23 protein-coding genes are annotated in these 23137 nt (G+C 72.8%); 17 read left to right on the top strand and 6 right to left on the bottom strand.

The window, feature by feature from the left end; translation table 11 throughout:
• The first annotated feature begins 111 nt into the window (after positions 1 to 111).
• From allB to ACIQUT_RS01765, 3 genes are all read left to right on the top strand, one after another.
• Positions 112 to 1452 carry an allantoinase AllB gene (gene allB, locus ACIQUT_RS01755; RefSeq protein ID WP_403558110.1) on the top strand — a complete coding sequence of 447 codons (1341 nt, stop codon included), beginning with the start codon at positions 112 to 114 and terminating at the stop codon, positions 1450 to 1452.
• Positions 1453 to 1454: 2 nt separating this feature from the next.
• The gene (gene alc, locus ACIQUT_RS01760) at positions 1455 to 2576 is read left to right on the top strand and encodes an allantoicase (RefSeq protein WP_403558112.1); all 1122 of its coding nucleotides are present in this window, start codon (positions 1455 to 1457) and stop codon (positions 2574 to 2576) included.
• 187 nt (positions 2577 to 2763) lie between these two features.
• A complete protein-coding gene (locus ACIQUT_RS01765; protein WP_403558114.1) occupies positions 2764 to 3012 on the top strand; it encodes a hypothetical protein in 249 nt (82 codons plus the stop codon).
• Here the strand turns inward: ACIQUT_RS01765 and ACIQUT_RS01770 are convergent.
• On the bottom strand, positions 2999 to 4045 hold the full coding sequence (locus tag ACIQUT_RS01770; RefSeq protein ID WP_403558116.1) for a helix-turn-helix domain-containing protein: 1047 nt from the start codon (positions 4043 to 4045) through the stop codon (positions 2999 to 3001). The two genes, ACIQUT_RS01765 and ACIQUT_RS01770, sit on opposite strands and share 14 nt — an antisense overlap.
• A 104-nt stretch (positions 4046 to 4149) precedes the next feature.
• On the opposite strand from ACIQUT_RS01770, the gene ACIQUT_RS01775 reads away from it, so the two are divergent.
• Both ACIQUT_RS01775 and ACIQUT_RS01780 read left to right on the top strand, forming a co-directional pair.
• Positions 4150 to 4482, top strand: a complete 333-nt coding sequence (locus tag ACIQUT_RS01775; protein WP_403558118.1) for a DUF6415 family natural product biosynthesis protein — start codon at positions 4150 to 4152, stop codon at positions 4480 to 4482.
• A gap of 151 nt (positions 4483 to 4633) precedes the next feature.
• Entirely contained in the window at positions 4634 to 4777 is a 144-nt protein-coding gene (locus tag ACIQUT_RS01780; protein ID WP_403558120.1) for a hypothetical protein, read from the top strand.
• Positions 4778 to 4947: 170 nt separating this feature from the next.
• Here ACIQUT_RS01780 and ACIQUT_RS01785 read toward each other — a convergent pair whose 3' ends face one another.
• Complete coding sequence (locus ACIQUT_RS01785; protein WP_403558121.1) at positions 4948 to 5679, bottom strand: SDR family oxidoreductase; 732 nt, start codon at positions 5677 to 5679, stop codon at positions 4948 to 4950.
• A gap of 110 nt (positions 5680 to 5789) precedes the next feature.
• Positions 5790 to 7454 (bottom strand): serine/threonine-protein kinase, encoded by a 1665-nt coding sequence (locus ACIQUT_RS01790; protein ID WP_403558123.1) that lies wholly within the window; start codon positions 7452 to 7454, stop codon positions 5790 to 5792.
• Positions 7455 to 7643: 189 nt separating this feature from the next.
• Here ACIQUT_RS01790 and ACIQUT_RS01795 point away from each other — a divergent pair, with 189 nt between their 5' ends.
• The 3 genes from ACIQUT_RS01795 (at position 7644) to ACIQUT_RS01805 (ending at position 10705) form a co-directional block, all read left to right on the top strand.
• On the top strand, positions 7644 to 8264 hold the full coding sequence (locus ACIQUT_RS01795) for a dihydrofolate reductase family protein (RefSeq protein ID WP_403558125.1): 621 nt from the start codon (positions 7644 to 7646) through the stop codon (positions 8262 to 8264).
• Positions 8265 to 8462: 198 nt separating this feature from the next.
• Complete coding sequence (locus ACIQUT_RS01800) at positions 8463 to 9410, top strand: DMT family transporter (RefSeq protein ID WP_403558127.1); 948 nt, start codon at positions 8463 to 8465, stop codon at positions 9408 to 9410.
• Positions 9411 to 9517: 107 nt separating this feature from the next.
• A complete protein-coding gene (locus tag ACIQUT_RS01805) occupies positions 9518 to 10705 on the top strand; it encodes a cytochrome P450 (RefSeq protein WP_403558129.1) in 1188 nt (395 codons plus the stop codon).
• A 150-nt stretch (positions 10706 to 10855) separates the two neighbouring features.
• On the opposite strand, the gene ACIQUT_RS01810 is transcribed toward ACIQUT_RS01805, so the two are convergent.
• On the bottom strand, positions 10856 to 11860 hold the full coding sequence (locus tag ACIQUT_RS01810) for a Gfo/Idh/MocA family oxidoreductase (RefSeq protein WP_403558131.1): 1005 nt from the start codon (positions 11858 to 11860) through the stop codon (positions 10856 to 10858).
• Between the two features lie 251 nt (positions 11861 to 12111).
• Here ACIQUT_RS01810 and ACIQUT_RS01815 point away from each other — a divergent pair, with 251 nt between their 5' ends.
• From ACIQUT_RS01815 to ACIQUT_RS01855, 9 genes are all read left to right on the top strand, one after another.
• Positions 12112 to 13092, top strand: a complete 981-nt coding sequence (locus tag ACIQUT_RS01815; protein ID WP_403558133.1) for a sugar ABC transporter substrate-binding protein — start codon at positions 12112 to 12114, stop codon at positions 13090 to 13092.
• Positions 13089 to 14162, top strand: a complete 1074-nt coding sequence (locus tag ACIQUT_RS01820) for an ABC transporter permease (protein ID WP_403558135.1) — start codon at positions 13089 to 13091, stop codon at positions 14160 to 14162. Before ACIQUT_RS01815 ends, ACIQUT_RS01820 begins: the two co-directional genes overlap by 4 nt.
• The gene (locus ACIQUT_RS01825) at positions 14159 to 15100 is read left to right on the top strand and encodes an ATP-binding cassette domain-containing protein (RefSeq protein WP_403558137.1); all 942 of its coding nucleotides are present in this window, start codon (positions 14159 to 14161) and stop codon (positions 15098 to 15100) included. Before ACIQUT_RS01820 ends, ACIQUT_RS01825 begins: the two co-directional genes overlap by 4 nt.
• Before the next feature lie 16 nt (positions 15101 to 15116).
• Entirely contained in the window at positions 15117 to 16277 is a 1161-nt protein-coding gene (locus ACIQUT_RS01830) for an ROK family glucokinase (protein ID WP_403558139.1), read from the top strand.
• Positions 16274 to 16870: a hypothetical protein gene (locus ACIQUT_RS01835; RefSeq protein WP_403558140.1), complete on the top strand. Its 597-nt coding sequence runs from the start codon at positions 16274 to 16276 to the stop codon at positions 16868 to 16870. The genes ACIQUT_RS01830 and ACIQUT_RS01835 overlap by 4 nt, the downstream gene beginning before the upstream one ends.
• A 39-nt stretch (positions 16871 to 16909) precedes the next feature.
• Positions 16910 to 17542 carry an MBL fold metallo-hydrolase gene (locus ACIQUT_RS01840; protein ID WP_403558142.1) on the top strand — a complete coding sequence of 211 codons (633 nt, stop codon included), beginning with the start codon at positions 16910 to 16912 and terminating at the stop codon, positions 17540 to 17542.
• A gap of 55 nt (positions 17543 to 17597) precedes the next feature.
• The gene (locus ACIQUT_RS01845) at positions 17598 to 18383 is read left to right on the top strand and encodes an exodeoxyribonuclease III (RefSeq protein WP_403558143.1); all 786 of its coding nucleotides are present in this window, start codon (positions 17598 to 17600) and stop codon (positions 18381 to 18383) included.
• Between the two features lie 58 nt (positions 18384 to 18441).
• A complete protein-coding gene (locus tag ACIQUT_RS01850) occupies positions 18442 to 18885 on the top strand; it encodes a DUF6278 family protein (RefSeq protein ID WP_403558145.1) in 444 nt (147 codons plus the stop codon).
• A 189-nt stretch (positions 18886 to 19074) separates the two neighbouring features.
• Complete coding sequence (locus ACIQUT_RS01855; protein ID WP_403558147.1) at positions 19075 to 19818, top strand: amino acid ABC transporter ATP-binding protein; 744 nt, start codon at positions 19075 to 19077, stop codon at positions 19816 to 19818.
• A gap of 2 nt (positions 19819 to 19820) precedes the next feature.
• Here ACIQUT_RS01855 and ACIQUT_RS01860 read toward each other — a convergent pair whose 3' ends face one another.
• Both ACIQUT_RS01860 and ACIQUT_RS01865 read right to left on the bottom strand, forming a co-directional pair.
• Positions 19821 to 21416, bottom strand: a complete 1596-nt coding sequence (locus ACIQUT_RS01860) for a CocE/NonD family hydrolase (RefSeq protein ID WP_403558149.1) — start codon at positions 21414 to 21416, stop codon at positions 19821 to 19823.
• 189 nt (positions 21417 to 21605) lie between these two features.
• Entirely contained in the window at positions 21606 to 22817 is a 1212-nt protein-coding gene (locus tag ACIQUT_RS01865; protein ID WP_403558151.1) for an Ig-like domain-containing protein, read from the bottom strand.
• Between the last annotated feature and the right edge of the window lie 320 nt (positions 22818 to 23137).

A 23137-nucleotide genomic window follows, 5' to 3' on the forward strand; every position in this document is an offset into this window, starting at 1 on the left:
GGGTGTCGGTGCACCGTCCGGACGCTCTTGACTGGGCCCCGGATCGGCATGAAGACTCCGTCAACAGAACGTTGAATTTCGCTCTGTGGAAGTAGATGGGGAGGTTCCGGCGTGTCCGACGACGTGGAACTGGTATTGCGCTCGACTCGCGTCATCACCCCCGAGGGGACGCGCGCCGCCGCGGTCGCCGTCGCCGCCGGGAAGATCCTCGCCGTCCTGCCGTACGACGCCGAGGCCCCGGCCGGCGCCCGCGTCGAGGACTTCGGCGACGACGTCCTGCTCCCCGGCCTGGTCGACACCCACGTCCACGTGAACGACCCGGGCCGCACCGAGTGGGAGGGCTTCTGGACGGCCACCCGCGCCGCCGCGGCCGGCGGCATCACCACGATCCTCGACATGCCGCTGAACTCGCTGCCGCCGACCACCACGGTCGACCACCTGCGCACCAAGCAGGCCGTGGCCCGCGAGAAGGCCCACGTGGACGTCGGCTTCTGGGGCGGCGCCCTGCCCGACAACGTCAAGGACCTGCACCCGCTGCACGACGCCGGCGTCTTCGGCTTCAAATGCTTCCTCTCCCCGTCCGGCGTCGACGAGTTCCCGCACCTCGACCAGGACCGGCTGGCCGCCTCCCTCGCCGAGATCAGCGGCTTCGGCGGGCTGATGATCGTCCACGCCGAGGACCCCCACCACCTCGACTCCGCGCCCGTCGTACCCGGCCCGAAGTACGCCGACTTCCTCGCCTCCCGCCCGCGCGACGCCGAGAACACGGCGATCGGGAACCTGATCGCCCAGGCCCGCCGGCTGAACGCCCGCGTCCACGTCCTGCACCTGTCCTCCGCCGACGCGCTCCCGCTGATCGCCGCCGCCAAGGCCGAGGGCGTGGCGGTCACCGTCGAGTCCTGCCCGCACTACCTGACCCTGACGGCCGAGGAAGTGCCCGACGGCGCCAGCGAGTTCAAGTGCTGCCCGCCCATCCGCGAGGCCGCCAACCAGGACCTGCTGTGGGACGCCCTCGCCGACGGCACCATCGACTGCATCGTCTCCGACCACTCGCCCTCCACCGCGGACCTCAAGACCGCCGACTTCTCCACCGCCTGGGGCGGCATCTCCTCCCTCCAGCTGGGCCTGCCCGCCATCTGGACCGAGGCCCGCAGGCGCGGCCGCACCCTCGAAGACGTGGTCCGCTGGATGTCCGCCGCCCCCGCCCGCCTCGCGGGCCTGGACCGCAAGGGCGCCATCGAGGCCGGCCGCGACGCCGACTTCGCGGTCCTGGCCCCCGAAGAAACGTTCACCGTGGACCCGGCCCAGCTCCACCACCGCAACCAGGTCACGGCGTACGCGGGCAGGACCCTGTACGGCGTCGTGAAGTCCACCTGGCTGCGCGGGCGGCAGATCGCCGACCACGGCACCCCGTCCGAGCCCACCGGCCTCCTCCTCGAAAGGCAGAACTGACCGTGGCAGCGATCCCTTCCTTCACCGGCAACGCGAACCCGTACGGGGGCGGCGACCCGTACGCCGACTACCGCACGGCCGAGTTCCCGTTCACCCGGTACGCGAACCTCGCCGCCCGCGAGCTGGGCGCCGGTGTCATCGCCGCCAACGACGAGTTCTTCGCCCAGCGCGAGAACCTGCTGGTCTCCGAGGCCGCCCACTTCGACCCCGAGGACTTCGGGCACAAGGGCAAGGTCATGGACGGCTGGGAGACCCGCCGCCGCCGCGGCGTCTCCGCCGAGCAGCCCTGGCCCACCGCCGAGGACCACGACTGGGCCCTCGTACGCCTCGGCGCGCCCGGCGTGATCCGCGGCATCGTCGTCGACACCGCCCACTTCCGCGGCAACATGCCGCAGGCCGTCTCCGTCGAGGGCACCGACTGGGAGGGCGCGCTCGCCCCCACCCCCGGGGAACTCCTCGGCGACGACGTCAAGTGGACCACCCTCGTCCCGCGCACCCCGGTCGGCGGCCACGCCGCCAACGGCTTCGAGGTGAACGCCGAACAACGCTTCACGCACCTGCGCGTCAACCAGCACCCGGACGGCGGCATCGCCCGCCTCCGCGTCTTCGGCGAGGTCCTCCCGGACCCGGAGTGGCTCCGGGCCCTCGGCTCCTTCGACGTCGTGGCCCTGGAGAACGGCGGCGCCGTCGAGGACGCGTCCAACCGCTTCTACTCCCCGCCGGCCAACACCATCAACCCGGGCCGCTCCCGCAAGATGGACGACGGCTGGGAGACCGCCCGCCGCCGCGACAACGGCAACGACTGGATCCGCTACCGGCTCGTCGCCGAGTCGGAGATCCGTGCCGTCGAGATCGACACCGCCTGCCTCAAGGGCAACTCGGCCGGCTGGGCCTCCCTGTCGGTCCGGACGGGCGAGGACGGCGAGTGGCGGGAATTCCTCCCCCGCACCCGCCTGCAGCCCGACACCAACCACCGCTTCGTGCTGGACACCCCGGCGGTCGGCACCCACGTCCGCATCGACATCTACCCGGACGGCGGCTTCTCCCGCCTGCGCCTGTACGGCTCCCTGACGGAAACCGGCACCACCGCCCTCACCACCCGCCACCAGGAACTCGGCGGCTGATCCGGGGAGCGGGGCGGCCGACGCCGACCCGCGTAAGACTCACAGCGCTGCCCCTTCTCGCCTTCGGGCGGGAGGGGGTGCTTTCGCGCGTCCGGAGTCAGGCCGCCGCTACCCTGGCTGTGCGCTCACCGTGGCCCGACACCCGGTGGGCGCCCCGCAGTTCAGGCCGCGCGGCTACGATCCCGGCATGGCTCTCTATGAGATCACCTACGCGATCGTCCCGGCCGGTCTCGGCCCGGATGACTACGAACCCAGCGACTTAGAACGGCGCACCGAGAGCGTAGAGCTACCCGACCCGGTACCGGGCGGGATCCTGCCGAACGGGCTCCTCATCACGTACGGGTCGCCGATCCCGCAGGTGCGCGAGGCGCTCACGCCCCGGATCCCGGCCGGCGCCCGGCCGGTCGTACTGCGTATGGAGCTCATGCCCGGCTGAGGCGCCGCTCCGCGTCCTCCATCCGGGCCCGGTAGTGGGCGTGGTCCCGCGGGTACCCGGTCAACTCCGGTAGGGCCTCCCGGAACCCGGCCGCGGCGGCTGCCCAGTCCTGGCATGCGGCCGCCGCTGATGCGGCCTCCAGGCGGGCCCTCGTCGGGTCGAGCCAGTACAGCCAGCCCGGCCGGTCCGCCTCGTCGGGCACCCGCGCGGCCAGCCGTACGGCCTCGTCGGACAGGCGCAGGGCGCGGTCCCGGTCGCCGAGTGCGGCCGCGGCCATCGCCTCTTGGTGCGCGGCCGCGGCCGCCGCCGCCGGCGACGGCTGGCCCGTGCGGCCAGCCTGCGCAGTGCGCTCGGCCCTCCGCGGGTCGCCGTGCTGCAACGCGTAGTAGGACCGGACGCGATGCACCCAGCTCGTCATGTCCTGGTGGCTGCCGTCCATCGCCCAGCCGAGGGCCAGGTCGAGCCAGGCGAGCGCGGCGCCGGTCCGGCCTTCGCTGTGCGCGACCCACGAGAGCCAGTGCGCGTGCTCGGCGGCGAGGAGCATCAGCCGGTCCGCGGCCTTGCCGCTGGTGCCGGGGATCAGCCGGGTGACGGAATCGAGTTGGGAGCGAACGACGGGCCACAGGTCCCGGCCACCGATCTCGTCCTCGGCGCGCCGGTGCTGGGCGAGTACTCGGCCGATCCAGTCCGCGGTGCGCAGGTCCGTGCGGCCGGTGGCGTGCCCGTGGGCGATCCGCTCCCGCAGCTCTGCCGGTGGCCCCCAGCCGTCAGGGTCGGGGGCGGAGGGCAGGCCTCTGAGTTCGGGTGGCACGGATAATCCTTCGGTCAGGCGAGCGATCACGTCCGCCGAGGTGACCCGTCGGCGCCCGGATTCGATCGCGGAGATATGAGGCTGCGGCAGCCCTATGACGGCCTCCAGCCCACGCTGAGAGATGCCGGCGGCGCGCCGGTACTCGCGGAGGATTTGTGCCCAGTCCTGACGTGCCCATGCCGCGCGTAACCGCGGTTGGGTCCAGAGTTCCCGACCACTCATGGCCCGCACGATACGCCTGTCCGATACAGGGCGTGTATCGGATGTAGACGCAGGGTCAGGGAGTCTCGGGCCACCACCCGCTGACGATGGTAGGGAGCACCGGCATGAGCATGCCGCAGGATCACGTGGAAGCGGCCGCCCTGATCGCCCGGGCGATCGCCCCGTACGGGGAACGCCCCGGCCCGGAGGGCGTCGCGGCGCTCACCGACGACCTGATCACCTGCGGGCAGAAGCTCCACGACGCCCTCTCCGGGACACCTTCGCGGCTGCGCCCCGCCGGGGCGTTCGAGGCCCTCGCCGAATGGGAGTACTTCACGGCGGTCGGCCCCCTGGGGTCCGGCCCCCACGCGGACTGGAACCACGCCCGCGGCCTCGCCAGGATCATCCGGCAGCTGATGCGCGCGCTGGAGCACGCGGCCGAGGCGAGCGCGTCGTGACCCGGCGCGTCCTCGAAGTCCTGTACGTCGTCGTCCTGCTCGCGATCCTCGGCCTGCTCGTCGCCGGCATCGCGCGCCTCTGAGCCCCGGCCTCACCCCTTCGCCCCCGGCCGGGGCTACTCGCGTACCAGGTGCGAGAGGGGGACGCCGATTGCGTCGGCGATGGGACGGGGAGGCCCTGCAGCGGCACACCGCCGTCGCGGCCGTCAGCGAGCGGCTCGACGCGTACCGCACCACCACGGCCAGCAGCCAGGAGGAGAAGTCGACCACCCCGGCACCAGCACGGACGCGGTGATCCGCGCCCACGGACCGGGCCGGGTCCCCGCCCTGCTCGCCCTGCCCACCAACGACCGTGGCCGCCGGCTCCACTCCAGGCTGGGCTTCGAGTACGCCGGCCCGTACCGCAACACCCCCGACGGCCCGGTGTTCGACCTGCTCCTGCTCCGTGTCGGACCGGTCGCCCGACTATGCCGCGTGGCCGCCGTCCACGGAGAACTCGGCGCCGGTCACGTACGCGGCCTGCTCGCCCGCCAGGAACGCGACCACCGCCGCGACCTCCTCGGGCCGGCCGAACCGCCCCAGCGCCGTCATGTCGGCCTGTGCCTCGGCCATCGGGCCGTCGGCCGGGTTCATGTCGGTGTCCACCGGCCCGGGCTCCACGAGGTTCGCCGTGATGCCGCGCCCGCCGAGCTCGCGGGCCAGCGCCCGGTTCAGGCCGGACAGCGCCGCCTTGCTCATCGTGTACAGGGTGCCGCCCGGGCCCGGGACCCGGCGGGCCATGCAGCTGCCGATGGTGATGATCCGGCCGCCCTCGCCCATCCGGTCGGCCGCGGCCTGCGCGGCCAGGAAGACCCCGCGCACGTTGACCGCGAGCACCCGGTCCACCTCGGCCAGGGTCAGCGCGTTCAGCGGGCCGAGCACCCCGATGCCCGCGTTGTTGACCAGGACGTCGAGCCGGCCGAGGGTGTCGGCGGCCCACTCGACGGCGCCCGCCGCCTCGCCCGCGTCCCCGGCATCGGCGCGTACGGCGTACCCCCGGCGCCCGAGCGCCTCGATCCGCCGCACCACCTCGGCCGCCCCCTGTTCGTTCCCGGCGTAGGTGATCGCGACGTCCGCGCCCTCCTCGGCCAGCCGCAGCGCGATCGCCGCGCCGATGCCCCGGCTGCCGCCCGTGACCACAGCGGTCCTGCCGTTCATGGCCCCTCCTCGTTGTTGGTTGCCTGTTCAACGAGTCCTATGGAACCGGGGCGTCGAGGCCGGCGCTGGCGGGAATCCGACCTCGCGTTCCGGGAGCGGCCGGGGCACCCTCAGGAGGCCGGCCAGACCGTCATGTCCGCGGTGAGGAAGCCGGGTACCCGCGGCACCGCCGCCGTCGACTTCACCTGCACCACGAGCAGCGCGATGTCCCCCGAGGAGTGCTTCACGCAGATCTCGCTGCCGGCCGCCACCGTGGTCAGCGACAGCGTGCGGGAGCTCGCGGCGCCGAGGAGGAAGCGACACTTCTCCAGATCGGCCCCCGGCCCCAGGACGTACGGGACCAGCACGCTCGTGTCGCTCTCCAACTCGCACGCACTGAGATCGCTGCAACTGAAGCGGATGTCGCCCTTGGTGTTCTCCTGCCGCGTCGGCGCCTTGAGATTCAGCGACGTCTTGTCGTCCAGCCACTGAAAGGTGTGCACGGTCGGCTTCGGCGGCCCGGACTTGTTCGCCTGGGGCTGCGACGACCCCGACGTCGTGCCGTCCGCGGCGGTGCTTCCGCTGCCCTTGGCGGGGCCCGCCGTCGTTCCGGGCGCGCCGGACGACGGGCCGCCTGATGCCGAGGCGCGCGGCTTCGCACCGTCCGGTGCCGCCCCGGCCGAGGACCGGCCGCGGGACCCGTCCAGGGCGTTCGAGATCGTCCAGGTCCCCGCGCCCAGCGCCACCGCGCTGACCACGGCCACGCCCGCGATCAGCGCCCTGCGCCGGCGGCGGGCCTTTTCCTCCTCCGGCCCGGCCGGTGCCGCCGTCACCTGCGGCGGCGCCCAGGGCGAGGGCGGGGCCGACAGCGTACGGACCGGGGTGGGGTCCGCCACCGGAGCCGGGACCTCCACCTCCGGGCCCGTGACCTCCCGCCACACGGCCGGGCCGGCGCCCTCGTCCGCGTCCGTGCCCAGCAGCTTCCGGCACCACTCCACGATCTCCGCCGGGGTGGCCCGGTCCGCCGGATCGGCGGCCAGACAGCGGCCGATCAGCGGCTGCAGCGCCTCCGGCAGCTCCTCCAGGTCAGGCGCCTCGTTCACGATCCGGTACAGCACGCTCAGCGAGGGGCCGTCCCCGTACAGCGGCCGCCCCAGGGCCGCGAACGCCGCCGTCTGCCCCAGCGCGAACACATCGGTGGCCGCCGTCACCTCGTCCCCGGACGCCTGCTCGGGGGCCATGTAGGTCGGCGTGCCGATGGCCGCGCCGGTGGTCGTGTGCCGGGTGACGCCCGAGGCCAGCGAGATGCCGAAGTCGATCACACGCGGCCCGTCGCCGGCCAGCAGCACGTTCGACGGCTTCATGTCGCGGTGCACGATCCCCGCGTCGTGGATGACCTGCAGTGCCTCCGCCACGCCGGCCACCAGCCAGAGCACGGCCGGCACCGGCAGCGGCCCGCGCCGGGCGACGGCCTCGGCGAGCGAGGGCCCGGGCACGTACAGCGTGGCCAGCCAGGGCGGCGTGCCCTCGGCGTCGGCGTCGATCAGTTCGGCGGTGTACGCGCCCCGCACCCGACGCGCCGCCTCCACCTCCCGGTGGAAACGCCGACGGAAGGCGGAGTCCCCGGCCAGCTCCGGCCGCACCACCTTGATCGCCACCGGGCGGCCGCCCTGGGTGTGCGACAGGTAGACCCGACCCATGCCGCCCGCGCCCAGCCGGGCCGCGAGCCGGTAGCCGGCCACCACCTGCGGATCGTCCGCTTCGAGCGGCTGGAACACCTCGGCCGCGCTCTTCATGGGTCATCTCCCCCTGCAGTCTGCCGATCAACAGATGAGTTGATCAACGAGAGAGCTTAAGCGGCGGGCGGCGGCGGGAATCCGACGGGAGTCCGTGCGCGCCGCGGCGATGAGTCCAGGGCGGAGCGGGAGTCTGAACCGGTGCAACGGCGGCAGCCGCAACCGACCGAGATCCAGGAGCGCAGAGCCATGGGCAAGCTGACCCTCACCACCTTCCTCACCCTCGACGGCGTGATGCAGGCCCCCGGCGGGCCGGACGAGGACCGCAGGGGCGGCTTCGCGTGCGGCGGCTGGGTGGTGCCCTTCTTCGACGACGCCACGGGCGAGTTCATCGACGAGAACTTCGACCGGGCCGGGGCGTTCCTGCTCGGGCGCCGTACGTACGAGATCTTCGCCGCGTACTGGCCGCAGAAGACCGACCCGGAGGACAAGATCGCGAGCCGGCTGAACAACCTGCCGAAGTACGTGGCCTCGACCACCCTCAAGGACCCGGAGTGGGCCGGGACCACCGTCATCGACGGGGAGGAGATGCAGAGCGACATCGTGCGCGTCAAGGACGCCCTGGGGGAGGGCCGGGAGCTCCAGGTCCACGGCAGCGGGCTGCTCGCCCAGTGGCTGCTGGCGCGGGACCTGGTGGACGAGATGCACCTGATGGTGTTCCCCGTCTACCTGGGCGGCGGACAGCGGCTGTTCCCGACCGGCGGGCTGCCGACGGCCTGCGAGCTGGCCTTCTCGCGCACGACTCCGAACGGCATCGCCATCCACTCCTACCGGCCGAAGGGCCGCGCCACCTTCGGCAGCTTCGCGTGACAGCGTGACAGCGTGACAGCGCGACGGGGGAGGGGAGGAGGGGGATGAGGGAGAGGGGAGGGGGGAAGCGGCAGGGGCGGGAAGCCCGTCCCTCCGGAATGCCATCGACCGGGAAGATCGGGCTCCGGTACGGTGGGGCCGCCCCCGTGCGAGCCGCCGAAGTCTCCACCCGCCACCAGCCGTTGGAGACGCGCCCCGGTGACCTCGTCCCCCCTCCTCGACCGCCCCGCCGCCGCTGCCGCCCCCGCCGGCCGTGCCGCCCGTCTCGCCCGTCTCGCGGACCTGCCCGTGCTGGCCGTCGCCGTGGTGTGGGGCGGCAGTTACCTCGCCGCGAAGAACATCACCGCCGCCGACACCGTGATCGCCGTGCTCGTGCTGCGGTTCGCCCTCGTCCTGCCCGTGCTCGTCGTCGCCGGATGGCGTCGGCTGCGCACCCTCGCCGGCCGCCAGTTGCGCGGCGCGGGCCTGCTGGGCCTCGTCCTCGGCGGGATCTTCGTCCTGGAGACGTACGGCGTCGTCCACACCTCGGCCACCAACGCCGGGCTGATCATCAGCCTCACCATGATCTTCACCCCGCTTGCCGAGGCCGCCCTCCGGCGCCGCGCCCCGTCCGGGGCGTTCCTCGCCGCCGCGGGCCTGTCCGTCGCCGGGGTCGTGCTGCTCACGCAGGGGGCCGGGTTCACCGCGCCCGGCCTCGGCGACCTGCTGATCCTCGGGGCGGCCCTCGCCCGAACCGTGAACGTGCTGCTCACGGCCCGGATGGCGGCGGTGCGGGACGCCGACTCGCTGTCCCTGACCACCGTCCAGCTCGGCTCCGCCGTCCTGGTCTTCGCGGTCCTGGCCGCCGTGCCCGGCACCGGCGCCACGCCCTGGGCGGCGGCCGCCGCCTTCGGCCCCGCCGAATGGGCCGGACTCGCCTTCCTCTCCGTCTGCTGCACCCTGTTCGCGTTCTTCGTGCAGATGTGGGCCGTACGCCGTACCTCGCCCTCCCGCGTGAGCCTGCTGCTGGGCACCGAGCCGCTGTGGGCGGCCGTCGCCGGGATCGCGCTCGGCGGCGAGCACCTCGGCCCGGCCGGCCTCGCGGGCGCCGCCCTGATCCTGGCCGGCACCGCCTGGGGCCGCCGCGCCGCCGGGCCCGCGGCCTGAAGCGGCCGCCGCAGGGCCCGCGGCCGCCTGCACCGGCTTCCGCCGGGCCCGCGGAGTGGCCGGAAAGCGCCGGGCCAGGGGATCAACTGCCGCCGTAGGGTGGCCACATGCCTCAACCGGACATCAGCGGGAACTCCCCGGACTTCCAGGCCGATCCGTACTCCTTCTACGCCGGGCTGCGGGCCGCCGGCCCCGTCCATCCCGTCGGGGTCTCGGCGTCCGCGTACGAGCCCGGCTGGATCGTCGTCGGCCACGAGGAGGCCCGGCAGGCCCTGAACCACCCGGACCTGTCGAAGGACTGGAGCAGCAGCCTGCCGGACGTGGCCCGCACCGCGGCCAACCTCAACATGCTGGAGTCCGACCCGCCCCGGCACACCCGGCTGCGCCGCCTGGTCGCCCGCGAGTTCACCGCCCGCCGCGTCGAGGCGCTGCGCCCCCGCGTCCAGCAGGTCACCGACGAGCTGATCGACGCGATGGCCGCCCGCCCGCAGCGCACCGCCGACCTCGTCGAGGCGGTCGCCTTCCCGCTGCCCATGACGGTGATCTGCGAGCTGCTCGGCGTCCCCGACCTGGACCGGGCCCGCTTCTCCTACTGGTCCAAGGAGGTCGTCGCCCCCTCCGGCGACACCCCCGCCACCCGGGCCCACAGCGAGCTGAGCCTGTACCTCGCCGAGCTCGTCGCGAGCAAGGCCAAGGAGCCTGGGGAGGACCTGCTCAGCGCCCTGATCCGGACCCGGGACGAGGACGGCGACTCGCTCTCCCCGGACGAGCTGATCGGCATGGCCTTCCTGCTGCTGATCGCCGGCCACGAGACCACCGTCCACCTCGTCGCCAACGGCGTCCGCGCCCTGCTCGCCCACCCCGCCCAGCTCGCCGACCTGCGCGCCGACTGGGACGGCCTCCTCGACGGGGCGGTCGAGGAGATGCTCCGCTACGACGGCCCCGTCCAGAACGCCACCTTCCGCTACGCCCGCCGGGACGTGGAGCTCGGCGGCACCACCATCCCGGCCGGGGCCACCGTCCTCGTCTCGCTGGCCGCCGCCGACCGCGACCCGGGCCGCTTCCCCGACCCCGACGCCTTCGACATCCGGCGCGCCCCGCAGGGCCACCTCGCCTTCGGCCACGGCCTGCACTTCTGCCTCGGCGCCCCGCTGGCCCGGATGGAGGGCCGCATCGCCATCCGCGGCCTGCTGGAACGCCTCCCCGGCCTGGCCGAGGACCCCGACGCCGGTCCGCCGGCCTGGATCGGCGGCAGCCTGATGCGGGGCGTGACCCGGCTGCCGGTGCGCTGGTAGCCGCAGCCCATGCCCGCACAGGTCCGGCCGCCACGGGTCCGGCCGTCCCAGGTCCGGCGTTCACGGATCCGGCGTTCACGGATCCGGCCGCCACGGGTCCGGCGTTCACGGGTCCGGCCGCCCCGGGTCCGGCCGCCCCGGGTCCGGTGTTCACAGGTCCGGCAGCTCCGCCATGGCCACCCGGCGCCGCTCCCGCCGCGACAGCTCGCAGGCCTCCGCCACCCGCAGCGCGGCCAGCGCCTCCCGGCCGTCGCAGGGGTTGGGCCCCTCGCCGCGGACCAGCCGGACGAACGCCGCGAGCTCGGCCTCGTACGCCGGGGCGAACCGCTCCAGGAAGCCCGTCCACGGCTTGGGGGCCGGGGGCGGGCCGTGCGGCTCGGTCGAGGCGATCGGCGTACGGTCGTCCAGCCCGGAGGAGACCTGGTCGAGGTCCCCGGCCAGCTCCATCCGCACGTCGTACCCGGCCCCGTTGCACCGCGTGCCCGTACAGGTCACCAGGGTGGAGTCGTCCAGCGTCAGCAGGGCCGCCGCCGTGTCCACGTCGCCCACCTCGCGGAACCGCGGCGGGCCCGCGTCCGAGGCGGTCGCGTACACCTCCGCCACCTCCCGGCCGGTCACCCAGCGGACCATGTCGAAGTCGTGCACCAGGCAGTCCCGGTACAGGCCCCCGGACGTGGCCAGGTAGGCGGCGGGCGGCGGCGACGGATCGGCGGTCATCGTCCGTACGGTGTGCAGCCGGCCCAGCGCCCCGGAGCGCACCAGCTCCCGCGCGGTCCGGTAGCCGGCGTCGAAGCGGCGCATGAAGCCCAGCTGGAGCACCCCGTCCGCGGCGGCCACCTCGCGGAGCACCGCCAGGGTCCGGGCCAGGTCGGCGGCCAGCGGCTTCTCGCAGAAGACGGGCAGCCCGCCGCGGACGGCCCGCAGCACCAGCTCGGCGTGTGCGTCGGTGGAGCAGGCCACGACGACGGCGTCCACGCCCCAGGCGAAGACCTGGTCCACGGAGGGCGCGGCCGTGGCTCCCAGCCGGTCGGCGAGCCGTGCGGCACGCGCGGGATCGGCGTCGGCGAGCAGCAGCGAGCCGGCGTCCGGGTGGCGGGCGAGTGCCGCCGCATGGAAGGAGCCGATCCGCCCTGTTCCGATCAGCCCGATGCGCATGCACTCAACCTGGACCGCCGGGCGGAGGCTGTCAATCCGCATGACGGCGGCCGGAGGGTGCGGGGACGCCGGGAAGCCCCCGATGACCTCACATGCGCCACTGTGGCGGATACTGGGCGGCTGAAACCGGAATGACCGCTTTGATATCGACGGACGCAGAAGAGCAGCGCGCAGCGGAACAGAGCGCGGACGAGCACGGCACGAGGGAAGGGCACGCAGACGTGGCCAGGACAGGGACAGGGGTACGCGTCGTGGGCGCCGTGCTCGCGGCGGTACTGGGGGCCTCCCTCGTGGGCTGCAGCAGCACGGGCGGCAAACGCGCCGAGGAGCGGGCGAAGGCCGCCGCGGCGGGCCGGCCGGCCGTGTCCACGCCCCGCTGGACCTTCGCGATGATCACCCACGCGGGCGACGGCGACACCTTCTGGGACATCGTCCAGAAGGGCGCCAAGGAGGCCGCCGCCAAGGACAACATCAACTTCGTCTACGCCCACGACGACCAGGCGCAGCAGCAGGCCCAGTTCGTGCAGAACGCCATCGACCAGAAGGCCGACGGCATCATCGTGAGCCTCGCCAAGCCCGAGGCCCTCAAGGACGTGATCGGCAAGGCCGTCAAGGCCGGCATCCCGGTGATCACCGTCAACTCCGGCTCCGCGCAGTCCGCGGAGTACGGCGCCCTGACCCACATCGGCCAGGACGAGCAGGTCGCCGGCGAGGCCGTCGGCACCGAGCTGACCAAGCGCGGCCGCACCAAGGCCGTCTGCGTCCTGCACGAGCAGGGCAACGTCGGCCACGAGCAGCGCTGCGCCGGAGCGAAGAAGACCTTCGGCGGCACCATGGAGAACCTGTACGTCGAGGGCACCAACATGCCCTCCGTCCAGGCCGCCGTCCAGGCGAAGCTCCAGGCAGACCCGTCCGTCGACGCGATCCTCACCCTCGGCGCGCCCTTCGCGCCGACCGCCGTCAAGGCCAAGCAGGCCGCGGGCAGCAAGGCGGAGGTGGACACCTTCGACCTGAACGAGTCCGTCGCCCGCGACCTCAAGTCCGGGGCCCTCGGCTTCGCCGTCGACCAGCAGCCCTACCTCCAGGGCTACGAGGCCGTCGACCTGCTCTGGCTCTACCGCTACAACGCGGACGTGCTCGGCGGCGGCCGCCCGGTGCTCACCGGACCGCAGATCGTGACCGGCGCCGAAGCCGCCAAGCTGGAGGAGTACATCAAGCGGGGCAGCCGATGACCGCGCTCGCGCCCACCCCGGCCCCCGGCCCGGCGCCGGCCCCGGGCGGCTCCGGCGACGAGCGGCTCGCGCCCTCCTCCCTGCTGCGCCGCCTGCTCGGCCGCCCCGAGCTGGGCGCGGTCGTCGGCGCCGTCGCCGTCTTCGTCTTCTTCTCCTTCGCCGCCCCCAGCTTCCTGCAGGCCTCCAGCCTCAGCACGATCCTGTACGCGGCCTCCACCATCGGGATCATGGCGGTCCCGGTGGCGCTGCTGATGATCGGCGGCGAGTTCGACCTCTCCGCCGGCGTCATGGTCACCACCGCGGCCCTGGTCAGCTCGATGTTCAGCTACCAGATGACCGCCAACGTGTGGGTCGGCGTCGCGGTGTCCCTGCTGGTCACCCTCGCCATCGGCTTCTTCAACGGGTTCATGCTGACCCGGACGAAGCTGCCGAGCTTCATCATCACGCTCGGCACCTTCCTGATGCTGACCGGCCTCAACCTCGGCTTCACCAAGCTGATCAGCGGCACCGTCTCCACCAAGGGCATCTCCGACATGGAGGGCTTCCCCTCCGCCCGCGCGCTCTTCGCCTCCCAGTGGACCGTCGGCGAGGTCACCCTCAAGGTCACCATCCTGTGGTGGATCGCCCTGGTCGCCGTCGCCACCTGGATCCTGCTGCGCACCCGGGCCGGGAACTGGATCTTCGCGGTCGGCGGGTCGTCGGACGCGGCCCGCGCCGTCGGCGTCCCCGTCGTGAAGACCCGGATCGGCCTCTACATGGGCGTCGCCCTGTGCGCCTGGATCTCCGGGCAGCACATCCTCTTCTCGTACGACGTCGTCCAGTCCGGCGAGGGCGTCGGCAACGAGCTCCTGTACATCATCGCGGCCGTCATCGGCGGCTGCCTGCTGACCGGCGGCTACGGCTCCGCGATCGGCGCGGCCGTCGGCGCCTTCATCTTCGGCATGACCAGCAACGGCATCGTGTACGCCCAGTGGAACCCGGACTGGTTCAAGTTCTTCCTGGGCGCGATGCTGCTGCTGGCCGTGCTGCTCAACGCATGGGTCCGCAAGCGGGCGGAGGCACGGGCATGAGCACGCCACACACGAACACCGGCACCCCGACCGGCACCCCGACGGGCACGCCCCTCGTGAAGCTGACCGGCGTCAGCAAGCACTACGGCACCATCCGCGCCCTCCGGGACGTCTCCCTGGAGGTCTCCGCCGGCGAGATCACCTGCGTCCTCGGCGACAACGGCGCCGGCAAGTCCACCCTCATCAAGATCATCGCGGGGCTGCACCGGCACGACGCGGGCACCTTCGAGATCGAGGGCGAGGAGACCGTCCTCGCCAACCCGCGCGCCGCCCTCGACCTCGGCATCGCCACCGTCTACCAGGACCTCGCCGTCGTCCCGCTCATGCCCGTCTGGCGGAACTTCTTCCTCGGCTCCGAGCCCACCCGGGGCCGCGGCCCCTTCCGCCGCCTCGACGTGGACCTCATGCGCGAGACCACCCGCGCCGAGCTGCTGCGCATGGGCATCGACCTGCGCGACGTCGACCAGCCGATCGGCACCCTGTCCGGCGGCGAACGGCAGTGCGTGGCCATCGCCCGCGCCGTCCACTTCGGCGCGAAGGTCCTCGTACTCGACGAGCCCACCGCCGCCCTCGGCGTCAAGCAGTCCGGGGTGGTCCTCAAGTACGTGGCGGCCGCCCGCGACGCCGGCCTCGGCGTGGTCCTCATCACCCACAACCCGCACCACGCCCACCTGGTCGGCGACCGCTTCGTCCTGCTCAAGCGCGGTGCCATGGCAGGCAGCCACACCCGCGACTCGATCACCCTCGACGAACTCACCCGGCAGATGGCCGGCGGCTCCGAGCTGGACGAGCTGAGCCACGAGCTGGAGCGAGTGGCAGAATCGGACCGGCACCCCGCATCCGGCACCGCCGCAGACGGCGCCACTGCAGACGGCGCCACCGCATCCGACGCCGCCGCGGACGGCACCGCACACGGCACCGGCACCACCGCACCCTGAGGGACGACACGACTCGATGAGCACGTACCGGGACTTCACGCTCTCCCACCGGGGGTCGGCGCGGGGCACCGTCCTGCGGACCATCGGGACCCGTGAGCGCCGGTCGCACCTGACCGCCCCGCGCGTCCCCACCGTCGGCATCGACATCGGCGGCACCAAGGTCATGGCCGGTGTCGTCGACGCCGACGGCGTGATCCTGGAGAAGATCCGCACCGAGACCCCCGACAAGTCCAAGAGCCCCAAGGTCGTCGAGGACACCATCGTCGAGCTCGTCCTCGACCTGTCCGACCGGCACGACGTCCACGCCGTGGGCATCGGGGCGGCCGGCTGGGTCGACGCCGACCGCTCCCGCGTCCTCTTCGCCCCCCACCTGGCCTGGCGCGACGAACCGCTGCGCGACGCCCTGCAGTCCCGCCTCGTCGTCCCCGTCATGGTCGACAACGACGCCAACACCGCCGCCTGGGCGGAATGGCGCTTCGGCGCCGGCCGCGGCGAGGACCACCTCGTCATGATCACCCTCGGCACCGGCATCGGCGGCGCCATCCTGGAGGGCGGCCAGGTCAAGCGGGGCCGGTACGGCGTCGCCGGCGAGTTCGGCCACATGCAGGTCGTCCCCGGCGGCCACCGCTGCCCCTGCGGCAACCGCGGCTGCTGGGAGCAGTACAGCTCCGGCAACGCCCTGGTGCGCGAGGCCCGCGAGCTGGCCGCCGCCGACTCCCCGGTCGCCCACAACATCATCGCCCGCGTCGGCGGCAACATCCCCGAGATCACCGGGCCGCTGATCACCGAGCTCGCCCGCGAGGGCGACGCCATGTGCGTCGAGCTGCTCCAGGACATCGGCCAGTGGCTCGGGGTGGGCATCGCCAACCTCGCCGCCGCCCTCGACCCCTCCTGCTTCGTCATCGGCGGCGGCGTCAGCGCCGCCGACGACCTGCTGATCGGCCCCGCCCGGGACGCCTTCCGACGCCACCTCACCGGCCGCGGCTACCGGCCCGAGGCCCGCATCACCAAGGCCGAGCTCGGGCCCGACGCCGGCATGGTCGGCGCCGCCGACCTCGCCCGGCTCGTCGCCCGCCGCTTCCGCCGCGCCACGCGCCGCCGCGTCGAGCGGTACGAGCGCTACGCACAGCTCGGCCGGCGCGCCACCCCCCGCCCCGAGGACCAGGAAAAGCAGTGACACCCCCCACCCTGCCCCGCCAGGCTCCCGCCCCCGACGAGGCCGCGGTACCGGCCGCGCCGACCCCGGCCGAGGACCGCAGGCACGTCGTCCGCCGCCGCTGGATCACGGCCATCATCATCCTGCTGCTGATCGGCGTGCCCGCCGGCTACCTCGCCGTGTCCGCCCAGCAGAGCCGCGCCAGCGGCCGCGACAAGGCCGCCAAGGTCGGCGCGACCAAGGTGCGCCCCGGCTGGCCCTCCCGGGTGCAGCGCAGCATCTACGACGTCCCCATCCCGCTCAAGGCCTGGCGGGTGGGCTTCCTGGAGACCAACAACTGGCACACCAGCCGGCTGTACGTGCAGTTCGCCGTCACCCCGGCCGAGCTGGACGCCTTCCTCGCGAGCCTCGGCACCAGCCGCTCCGCGCTGACCCCCGAGGTCTCCATCTCCGCGCACGACGCCGCCGTCGCCGGCTGGAGCTGGGGCCCCGGCAACCGCTGGTACGGGATCACCCTGGAGCAGCCCGAACCGCGCCCCACCCGCGACGTCACCGTCGACCTCACCGACCCGGCCAAGCCCCGCGTCTACGTGGTCTCCACCGCCGTCCCGTAACCGCCCGGCCCGGCGGGGGCGGGCGGCTAGCCTGGGATCATGAAGCTCACCAAGCGGCTGCACTCCTGCGTCCAGCTGGAGAAGGACGGGCGCGTGCTCGTCATCGACCCCGGCGCCTTCAGCGAGCCCGACGCGGGCCTCGGGGCCGACGCCCTGCTCGTCACCCACGAGCACCCCGACCACTTCGACGAGGGCCGCCTGCGGGCCGCCCTCGACGCCAACCCCGCCGCCGGACTGTGGACCCTGCACAGCGTCGCGGAGCGGCTGGCGCCCGCCTACCCCGGCCGCGTCCACACCGTCGGCAACGGCGACGCCTTCACCGCGGCCGGCTTCGACGTCCAGGTCCACGGCGAGCTCCACGCCGTCGTCCACCCGGACATCCCCCGCGTCACCAACGTCGGCTACCTCGTCGACGGCTCCCTCTTCCACCCCGGCGACGCGCTGACCGTCCCCGGCATGCCGGTGGAGACGCTGATGCTCCCCGTCCACGCCCCGTGGAACAAGGTCGCCGAAGTGATCGACTACGTCCGCGAGGTCAAGCCGGTCCGCGCCATCGACATCCACGACGCCTACCTCTCCGACATCGCCCGGCCCATCTACGACACGGCCCTGGGCAACCTGGGCGGAGCACCGCACAGCCGGATGGCCGCGGGGGAGACCGCCGCCCTCTGACCGCCGCTCTCGCGGCAGCGGCCGGCTGTCGGCGCCGGGCGGTAGGTTGTCTGGTATGCGTATCGCCACCTTCAACGTCAACTCGATCACCGCCCGGCTGCCGCGGCTGCTGGCCTGGCTGGAGTCCTCCGGCACCGATGTGCTCTGCGTCCAGGAGACCAAGTGCACCGCCGAGCAGTTCCCCTTCGACGAGCTGCGCGAGCTGGGGTACGAGGCGGCCGTCAACGCCACCGGCCGGTGGAACGGCGTCGCCCTGGTCTCCCGGGTCGGCCTGGAGGACGTGGTCGCGGGCCTGCCCGGCGGGCCCGACTACGAGGGCGTGCAGGAGCCCCGGGCGATCTCCGCGACCTGCGGCGGCGTCCGCCTGTGGTCGGTGTACGTGCCCAACGGCCGCGAGGTCGAGCACGACCACTACGGCTACAAGCTGGACTGGTTCCGCGCGCTGAAGGACGCCGTCGCCGAGGACGCCGCCGGCCCCCACCCCTTCGCCGTGCTCGGCGACTACAACGTGGCCCCCACCGACGAGGACGTCTACGACGTGGCGGCCTTCGCCGGCCTCACCCACGTCACCCCCGCCGAGCGGGCCGCCCTGGCGGCGCTGCGCGCCGCCGGCCTGTCGGACGTGGTGCCCCGCCCGCTCAAGTACGACCGCCCGTACACGTACTGGGACTACCGCCAGCTCTGCTTCCCCAAGAACCGCGGCATGCGCATCGACCTCGTGTACGGGAACGAGCCCTTCGCCAAGGCCGTCAAGGACGCCTACGTGGACCGCGAGGAGCGCAAGGGCAAGGGCGCCTCCGACCACGCCCCCGTCGTCGTGGACCTCGACCTCGACGCGTAACGCCGGATCCAGGCGCGCCCTGTGGCCGGCAGGGCGCCGTGGTGCCAGGCTGGACGGCATGAACATCCCCTTCCTGGACCACTGGCTCAACCGGAACGACACGGAACGGGGTGCGGGACTCGCCGCCGCCCTCACGCAGGACCCCGAAGGCGTCAGCGAGTTGTTCTCGGAGTGCGAGATGCTGCGCGTCCACGCCCGCGCAGCCGGACTCGAACTCGACGAGACCCCGGCCTCCTTGGCGGCCCTGGACCAGCTGATGCCGCGCTGGCGGCGGGACCCCGAGATCGTGCCGTGGCTCGGCAACGACGCGGGCCTCTACCTCGGCACGGTGATCATCCGGACCCGCCCGGGCGCGAGCTGGCAGGTGCGCCCGGACGGGCAGCCGGTGATCCTGCTGGCCTCCGGCCGGGAGCTGAACGTGGTGGAGTCCGGGGTGTCCTGGGCGATGACCGGATCCCCCGAACTCTCCCAGGCCTACGCGGAAGCCTCCGAAGGCCTCTAGACCGGAGCCCGGACGGCCGTCGGCATCGTCTTCGGGACCCACTCGCCCACCGAGGACGACGAACGGGGCATCGCCACGGCCGGCATCACACCCGCCCCGAGGACCGGCGTGTTGACGGGTGACGTGCACTCCCCGCCCCGATGGTCGATCCTGGCCCCGGCACACCGACAAAGAGGGGGCAGGGCAGACATGGCCGTCGAACCGCTGATCGAGCTGCGCAACGTGAACAAGCACTATGGGCAGCTGCACGTCCTGAAGGACATCAACCTCACCGTCGGCCGCGGGGAGGTGGTGGTGGTCATCGGCCCGTCCGGCTCCGGGAAATCCACCCTGTGCCGGACCATCAACCGGCTGGAGACCGTCGAGTCGGGCACGATCACCCTCGACGGCCGGCCGCTGCCCGCCGAGGGCAAGGACCTGGCCGCGCTCCGCGCCGAGGTGGGGATGGTCTTCCAGGCCTTCAACCTCTTCGCGCACAAGACCGTCCTCGCCAACGTCTCGCTCGCGCAGGTCAAGGTCAGGAAGCGCGGCAGGGCGGAGGCCGACCGGCGCTCCCGGGAGCTGCTGGAGCGCGTCGGCCTCGCCGACCAGGCCGCGAAGTTCCCCGCCCAGCTCTCGGGCGGCCAGCAGCAGCGGGTGGCCATCGCCCGCGCCCTGGCCATGGACCCCAAGGCGCTCCTCTTCGACGAGCCGACCTCCGCCCTCGACCCGGAGATGATCAACGAGGTGCTGGAGGTCATGCGGCAGCTGGCGGCGGAGGGGATGACCATGGTCGTGGTCACCCACGAGATGGGCTTCGCCCGCTCCGCCGCCAACCGCGTCGTCTTCATGGCCGACGGCACGATCGTCGAGGACCGCTCACCGGAGGAGTTCTTCACCGCCCCCGCGAGCGACCGCGCCAGGGACTTCCTCTCCAAGATCCTCAAGCACTGAGGTCAGCGCAGGGGGACCGCCACGTACGACGGGTCGGTGGCGGGGGAGGTGAAGGTGAGCTGGGCGCCGAAGGGGTTGTACTCCGCGTAGAGGGGGTCGACGGTGTCGATGACCAGGGCCAGCCGGTGGCCGGCCGGCACGTCGTACGCCGTCGCGAACAGGTCCAGGTCCACACCGAAGGCGCGGCCCGGGGTCTTGCCGTGGAAGGTGTACGGGGCGTGGGTGACCAGCTTGCCGACGCCGAGCGGGCCCACGTCGTAGAGGTACGCGACGAAGGTGCCGTCGGACTTGGTGGGCGTGACGGTGGTGTGCAGGCGCGCCGTGCCGCGGACGCGCTTGTCGCTGCCGTACCGCTCCGACTGCCAGACGGCGGAGAACGTGCGCGGCAGCAGCGGGACGGAGGCCATCGGCGGGATCTTGGCGAACTGGTCCAGGGCGCTGGAGAGGAGGACGACGCCGCCGTCGGCCCCGGTGTTGACGCCGGTGAACAGGTGCTCGGTGTCGTTCAGGGCGAGCTTCTCGGTGGCGGCCGCGCCGACCGACTTCCAGTCGGCGTAGCCCTCGTAGCCGCCGGCGCTGCGGGTCTTGATCTGCACGGGGGCCTCGGTGTCCACCCCGTTGCGCTCGCCCTTGAGGTGGCGGTCGAACCAGCGGCGGGCGTTGGTCCAGGTGTCGTTGGGCAGGCCGAACAGGCCCGTGACCTCGGCGGTGGCGTGGTCGCCGGGGCGGAACTCCAGCCGCTTGGGGCCCGTCAGCTTCTCGAAGAAGGAGGCGTACTGGTTGGGCGGGAAGATGGTGTCGCCCCAGGCGTTGCCCAGCATGACCGCGGTGCCGTTGGCGTTGATCCGGTCGACCTGCTCCGAGGCCGAGCGCACCCGGCCCCACTCGATCATCTCCTGCTCCCGGTCCAGGCGGGAGGTCATGAAGTCGGCGAGGATCCGGTCGAGTTCGGGGCCCGGTCGGCCCGTGGCGTGGCCGACGGCGCCGAGCAGGCCGGCGGCCTGGAGGTGCTGGGTGCGGCCGGAGTAGATGGACTCGATGAGGTCGGCCCAGCCGCTGAGCGCCACCACGGTCTTGATCCGCGGATCGTGGGCGGAGGCGAGCAGGCTGATGCCCGCCCCGTACGAGACCCCGCCCACGCCGATGCGGCCGGCGTCGGCGGGGGTGCGGGCCAGCGCCCAGTCGATGACGGCGGAGACGTCGGCGATGTCGGGCGGGCCGGCCACCTCGATCTGCCCGCCGGAGAGCCAGAAGCCGCGGGAGGCGTAAGCGACCACGACGTAGCCGGAGTCGGCGAGCTTCTTCGCCTGGGCGATGTATTCGATCTGCGGCATGCCCCAGCTGCCGGGCAGCACGATCAGCGGGTACGTCCGGCCGGCCTCGGCGCCGGACGGGGTGAACACATTGCCCTTGAGGGTGATGCCGCCCGAACCCGGGATGTCGTGGAAGGTGAGCCCGGGCGAGGCCGCGGGCGCCGCGGCGGAAGGGCCGGTGGGGGAGGGGGCCGGGGCCGCCGCCCGGGCCTCCTGGGGGGTCAGGCCCAGGGCGGCCACGGTCAGGGCGGCCGCCACGGCCGCCGCGGTGGGGGTGCGGACCATCGTGGGCTCCTCGTATCCGTCTATATGTCGAAGTGACCCGACGGTAACGGGAGTTGCTTACCTCAGGTAACCCATCAGTAAGTTACGCGAGGGTAACGATTGATCGAATTCCCGGTGCGGTCGCGGCGGCCGTGGCAGCCCGGTCGGCCTCGGGCGGCCCGGGCGGCCGTGGCGGAGCGTCGTCCCCGGTCAGCCGTTCTGCGGAGCGCCGTTCAGCGCGCTCTTGGCCTTCCACTCGTCCCAGGACAGGTTCCACTCGCCGTACCCGTTGCCGAGGTCCGCCTTGCCCTTGGAGCCGCTTCCCGTCACCTCGACCACGTCGCCGACCTGGGACGAGTCGAACAGCCACTTGGCGTCGGAGTTGCTCATCCCCACACAGCCGGAACTGGCGTTGCTGCGGCCGAAGTGGGCGGAGTTCCACGGCGCGGCGTGGATGTACATGCCCGACCAGGTGACGCGCATCGAGTAGTCGACCGGCTTGTCGTAGGAGTCGCCCAGCCCGACGGTCCGGGAGTCCATCCGGATGGTGCCCTCCTTGGACATCAGCACCATCTTCCCGGACCAGGAGGCCTTCTCGCCGCCCGGCGTGCCCGCCGAGACCGGGATCGTCTTCACCGTCTGCCCGTCCTCGACCACCGACATCTTCTTGCTGTCGAGGTCGACCTGGAGCCGGCGGTCCTTGCCGATCTTGAAGTTGGTGTCGTAGTCGCGGACGAAGTAGCCGCCGCCCGGGCCGGAGTCCACACCGTTGAGGTTCATCTCGACCTTCACGTCGGTGCCGGACTTCCAGTAATCCTTCGGCCGCCAGTCCACGCGGTCGTTGCCGGCGTGGTCCTTGACCCAGCCCCAGGACCCCTCGGTGTTGTTCGACGTGGTCACCTTCAGGCGCTTCTCCACCTCGGCCTTGTTCTTCACCGGGTTGTCGAAGACCAGCGAGACGGGCTGGGCCACGCCCACCGTGCCGCCCTTGCCGGGGACGATCGTGACCTTGTTCACCTTGTCCGCGGCCGCGGTCTTGAACTGGGCGTTCGCGCTCTGGCTGTCCGTGTTCTGCGCCTCGACCTTGTAGTCCGTGCCCGGCGCCGCGTTGCGCTCCGAGGTCCAGCTCCGGCCGTCGTCGGCTATCTTCCCGGTCAGCTCGCCGCCCTTGCCGTCGGACACCTTCACCTGGGCGAACTTGCCCGCGGCGAGCGACACCTTCACCGGCTCACCGGGCTTGGCCTGGTCGCCCGTGAGGTTCACGGTGATCGCCATGGCCGCCTTGTCCTTCGTCTCCGCCTTGCCGTCGGCCTTGTCGCCGCCCCCGGAGCCGCCCGTGCAGGCGGTCAGCGCTGCGGCCATGAGTGCGGTGCCCGCCAGCATGGCGTGGCGGCGGTGTGCGAAACGGCGTGTGCGGCTCAACGAAAACCCCTCCAAAGCAACGGTCGTCCGGATTCAGAGATGCGGACAGGGCGACTCTAGGTTGCGCAATCCGCGGAAAAGATCTGACTTTCTGCTTGTGACCTGCACTGCAGCGAAACGGTCATCGTTCGGTCACAAACGCCGCGCGGATCCGTCACGGACGCCTGTGAGTCTCCTGTGCATCCCGCCCCGGACGAACAGGAAGGCCGATCCGCCGTGTGCGCACTGCTCGCGACCCCCGCCCACCACCAGCACCGGAACCCGGACCGGAACCAGGACCCGAACCCGGACCGGAACCCGGACCGGAGCCACGGCCGGAC

It is taken from the genome of Streptomyces sp. NPDC090445, from assembly GCF_044769385.1.
Classification (GTDB): Bacteria; Actinomycetota; Actinomycetes; order Streptomycetales; family Streptomycetaceae; genus Streptomyces.

Coding starts and splice junctions, on each gene's coding strand:
- ACIQUT_RS01765 (WP_403558114.1), top strand. CDS start 2,764: ATGGCTCTCTATGAGATCACCTACGCGATCGTCCCGGCCGGTCTCGGC.
- ACIQUT_RS01770 (WP_403558116.1), bottom strand. CDS start 4,045: ATGAGTGGTCGGGAACTCTGGACCCAACCGCGGTTACGCGCGGCATGG.
- ACIQUT_RS01775 (WP_403558118.1), top strand. CDS start 4,150: ATGAGCATGCCGCAGGATCACGTGGAAGCGGCCGCCCTGATCGCCCGG.
- ACIQUT_RS01785 (WP_403558121.1), bottom strand. CDS start 5,679: ATGAACGGCAGGACCGCTGTGGTCACGGGCGGCAGCCGGGGCATCGGC.
- ACIQUT_RS01790 (WP_403558123.1), bottom strand. CDS start 7,454: ATGAAGAGCGCGGCCGAGGTGTTCCAGCCGCTCGAAGCGGACGATCCG.
- ACIQUT_RS01795 (WP_403558125.1), top strand. CDS start 7,644: ATGGGCAAGCTGACCCTCACCACCTTCCTCACCCTCGACGGCGTGATG.
- ACIQUT_RS01805 (WP_403558129.1), top strand. CDS start 9,518: ATGCCTCAACCGGACATCAGCGGGAACTCCCCGGACTTCCAGGCCGAT.
- ACIQUT_RS01810 (WP_403558131.1), bottom strand. CDS start 11,860: ATGCGCATCGGGCTGATCGGAACAGGGCGGATCGGCTCCTTCCATGCG.
- ACIQUT_RS01820 (WP_403558135.1), top strand. CDS start 13,089: ATGACCGCGCTCGCGCCCACCCCGGCCCCCGGCCCGGCGCCGGCCCCG.
- ACIQUT_RS01825 (WP_403558137.1), top strand. CDS start 14,159: ATGAGCACGCCACACACGAACACCGGCACCCCGACCGGCACCCCGACG.
- ACIQUT_RS01830 (WP_403558139.1), top strand. CDS start 15,117: ATGAGCACGTACCGGGACTTCACGCTCTCCCACCGGGGGTCGGCGCGG.
- ACIQUT_RS01840 (WP_403558142.1), top strand. CDS start 16,910: ATGAAGCTCACCAAGCGGCTGCACTCCTGCGTCCAGCTGGAGAAGGAC.
- ACIQUT_RS01845 (WP_403558143.1), top strand. CDS start 17,598: ATGCGTATCGCCACCTTCAACGTCAACTCGATCACCGCCCGGCTGCCG.
- ACIQUT_RS01850 (WP_403558145.1), top strand. CDS start 18,442: ATGAACATCCCCTTCCTGGACCACTGGCTCAACCGGAACGACACGGAA.
- ACIQUT_RS01855 (WP_403558147.1), top strand. CDS start 19,075: ATGGCCGTCGAACCGCTGATCGAGCTGCGCAACGTGAACAAGCACTAT.
- ACIQUT_RS01860 (WP_403558149.1), bottom strand. CDS start 21,416: ATGGTCCGCACCCCCACCGCGGCGGCCGTGGCGGCCGCCCTGACCGTG.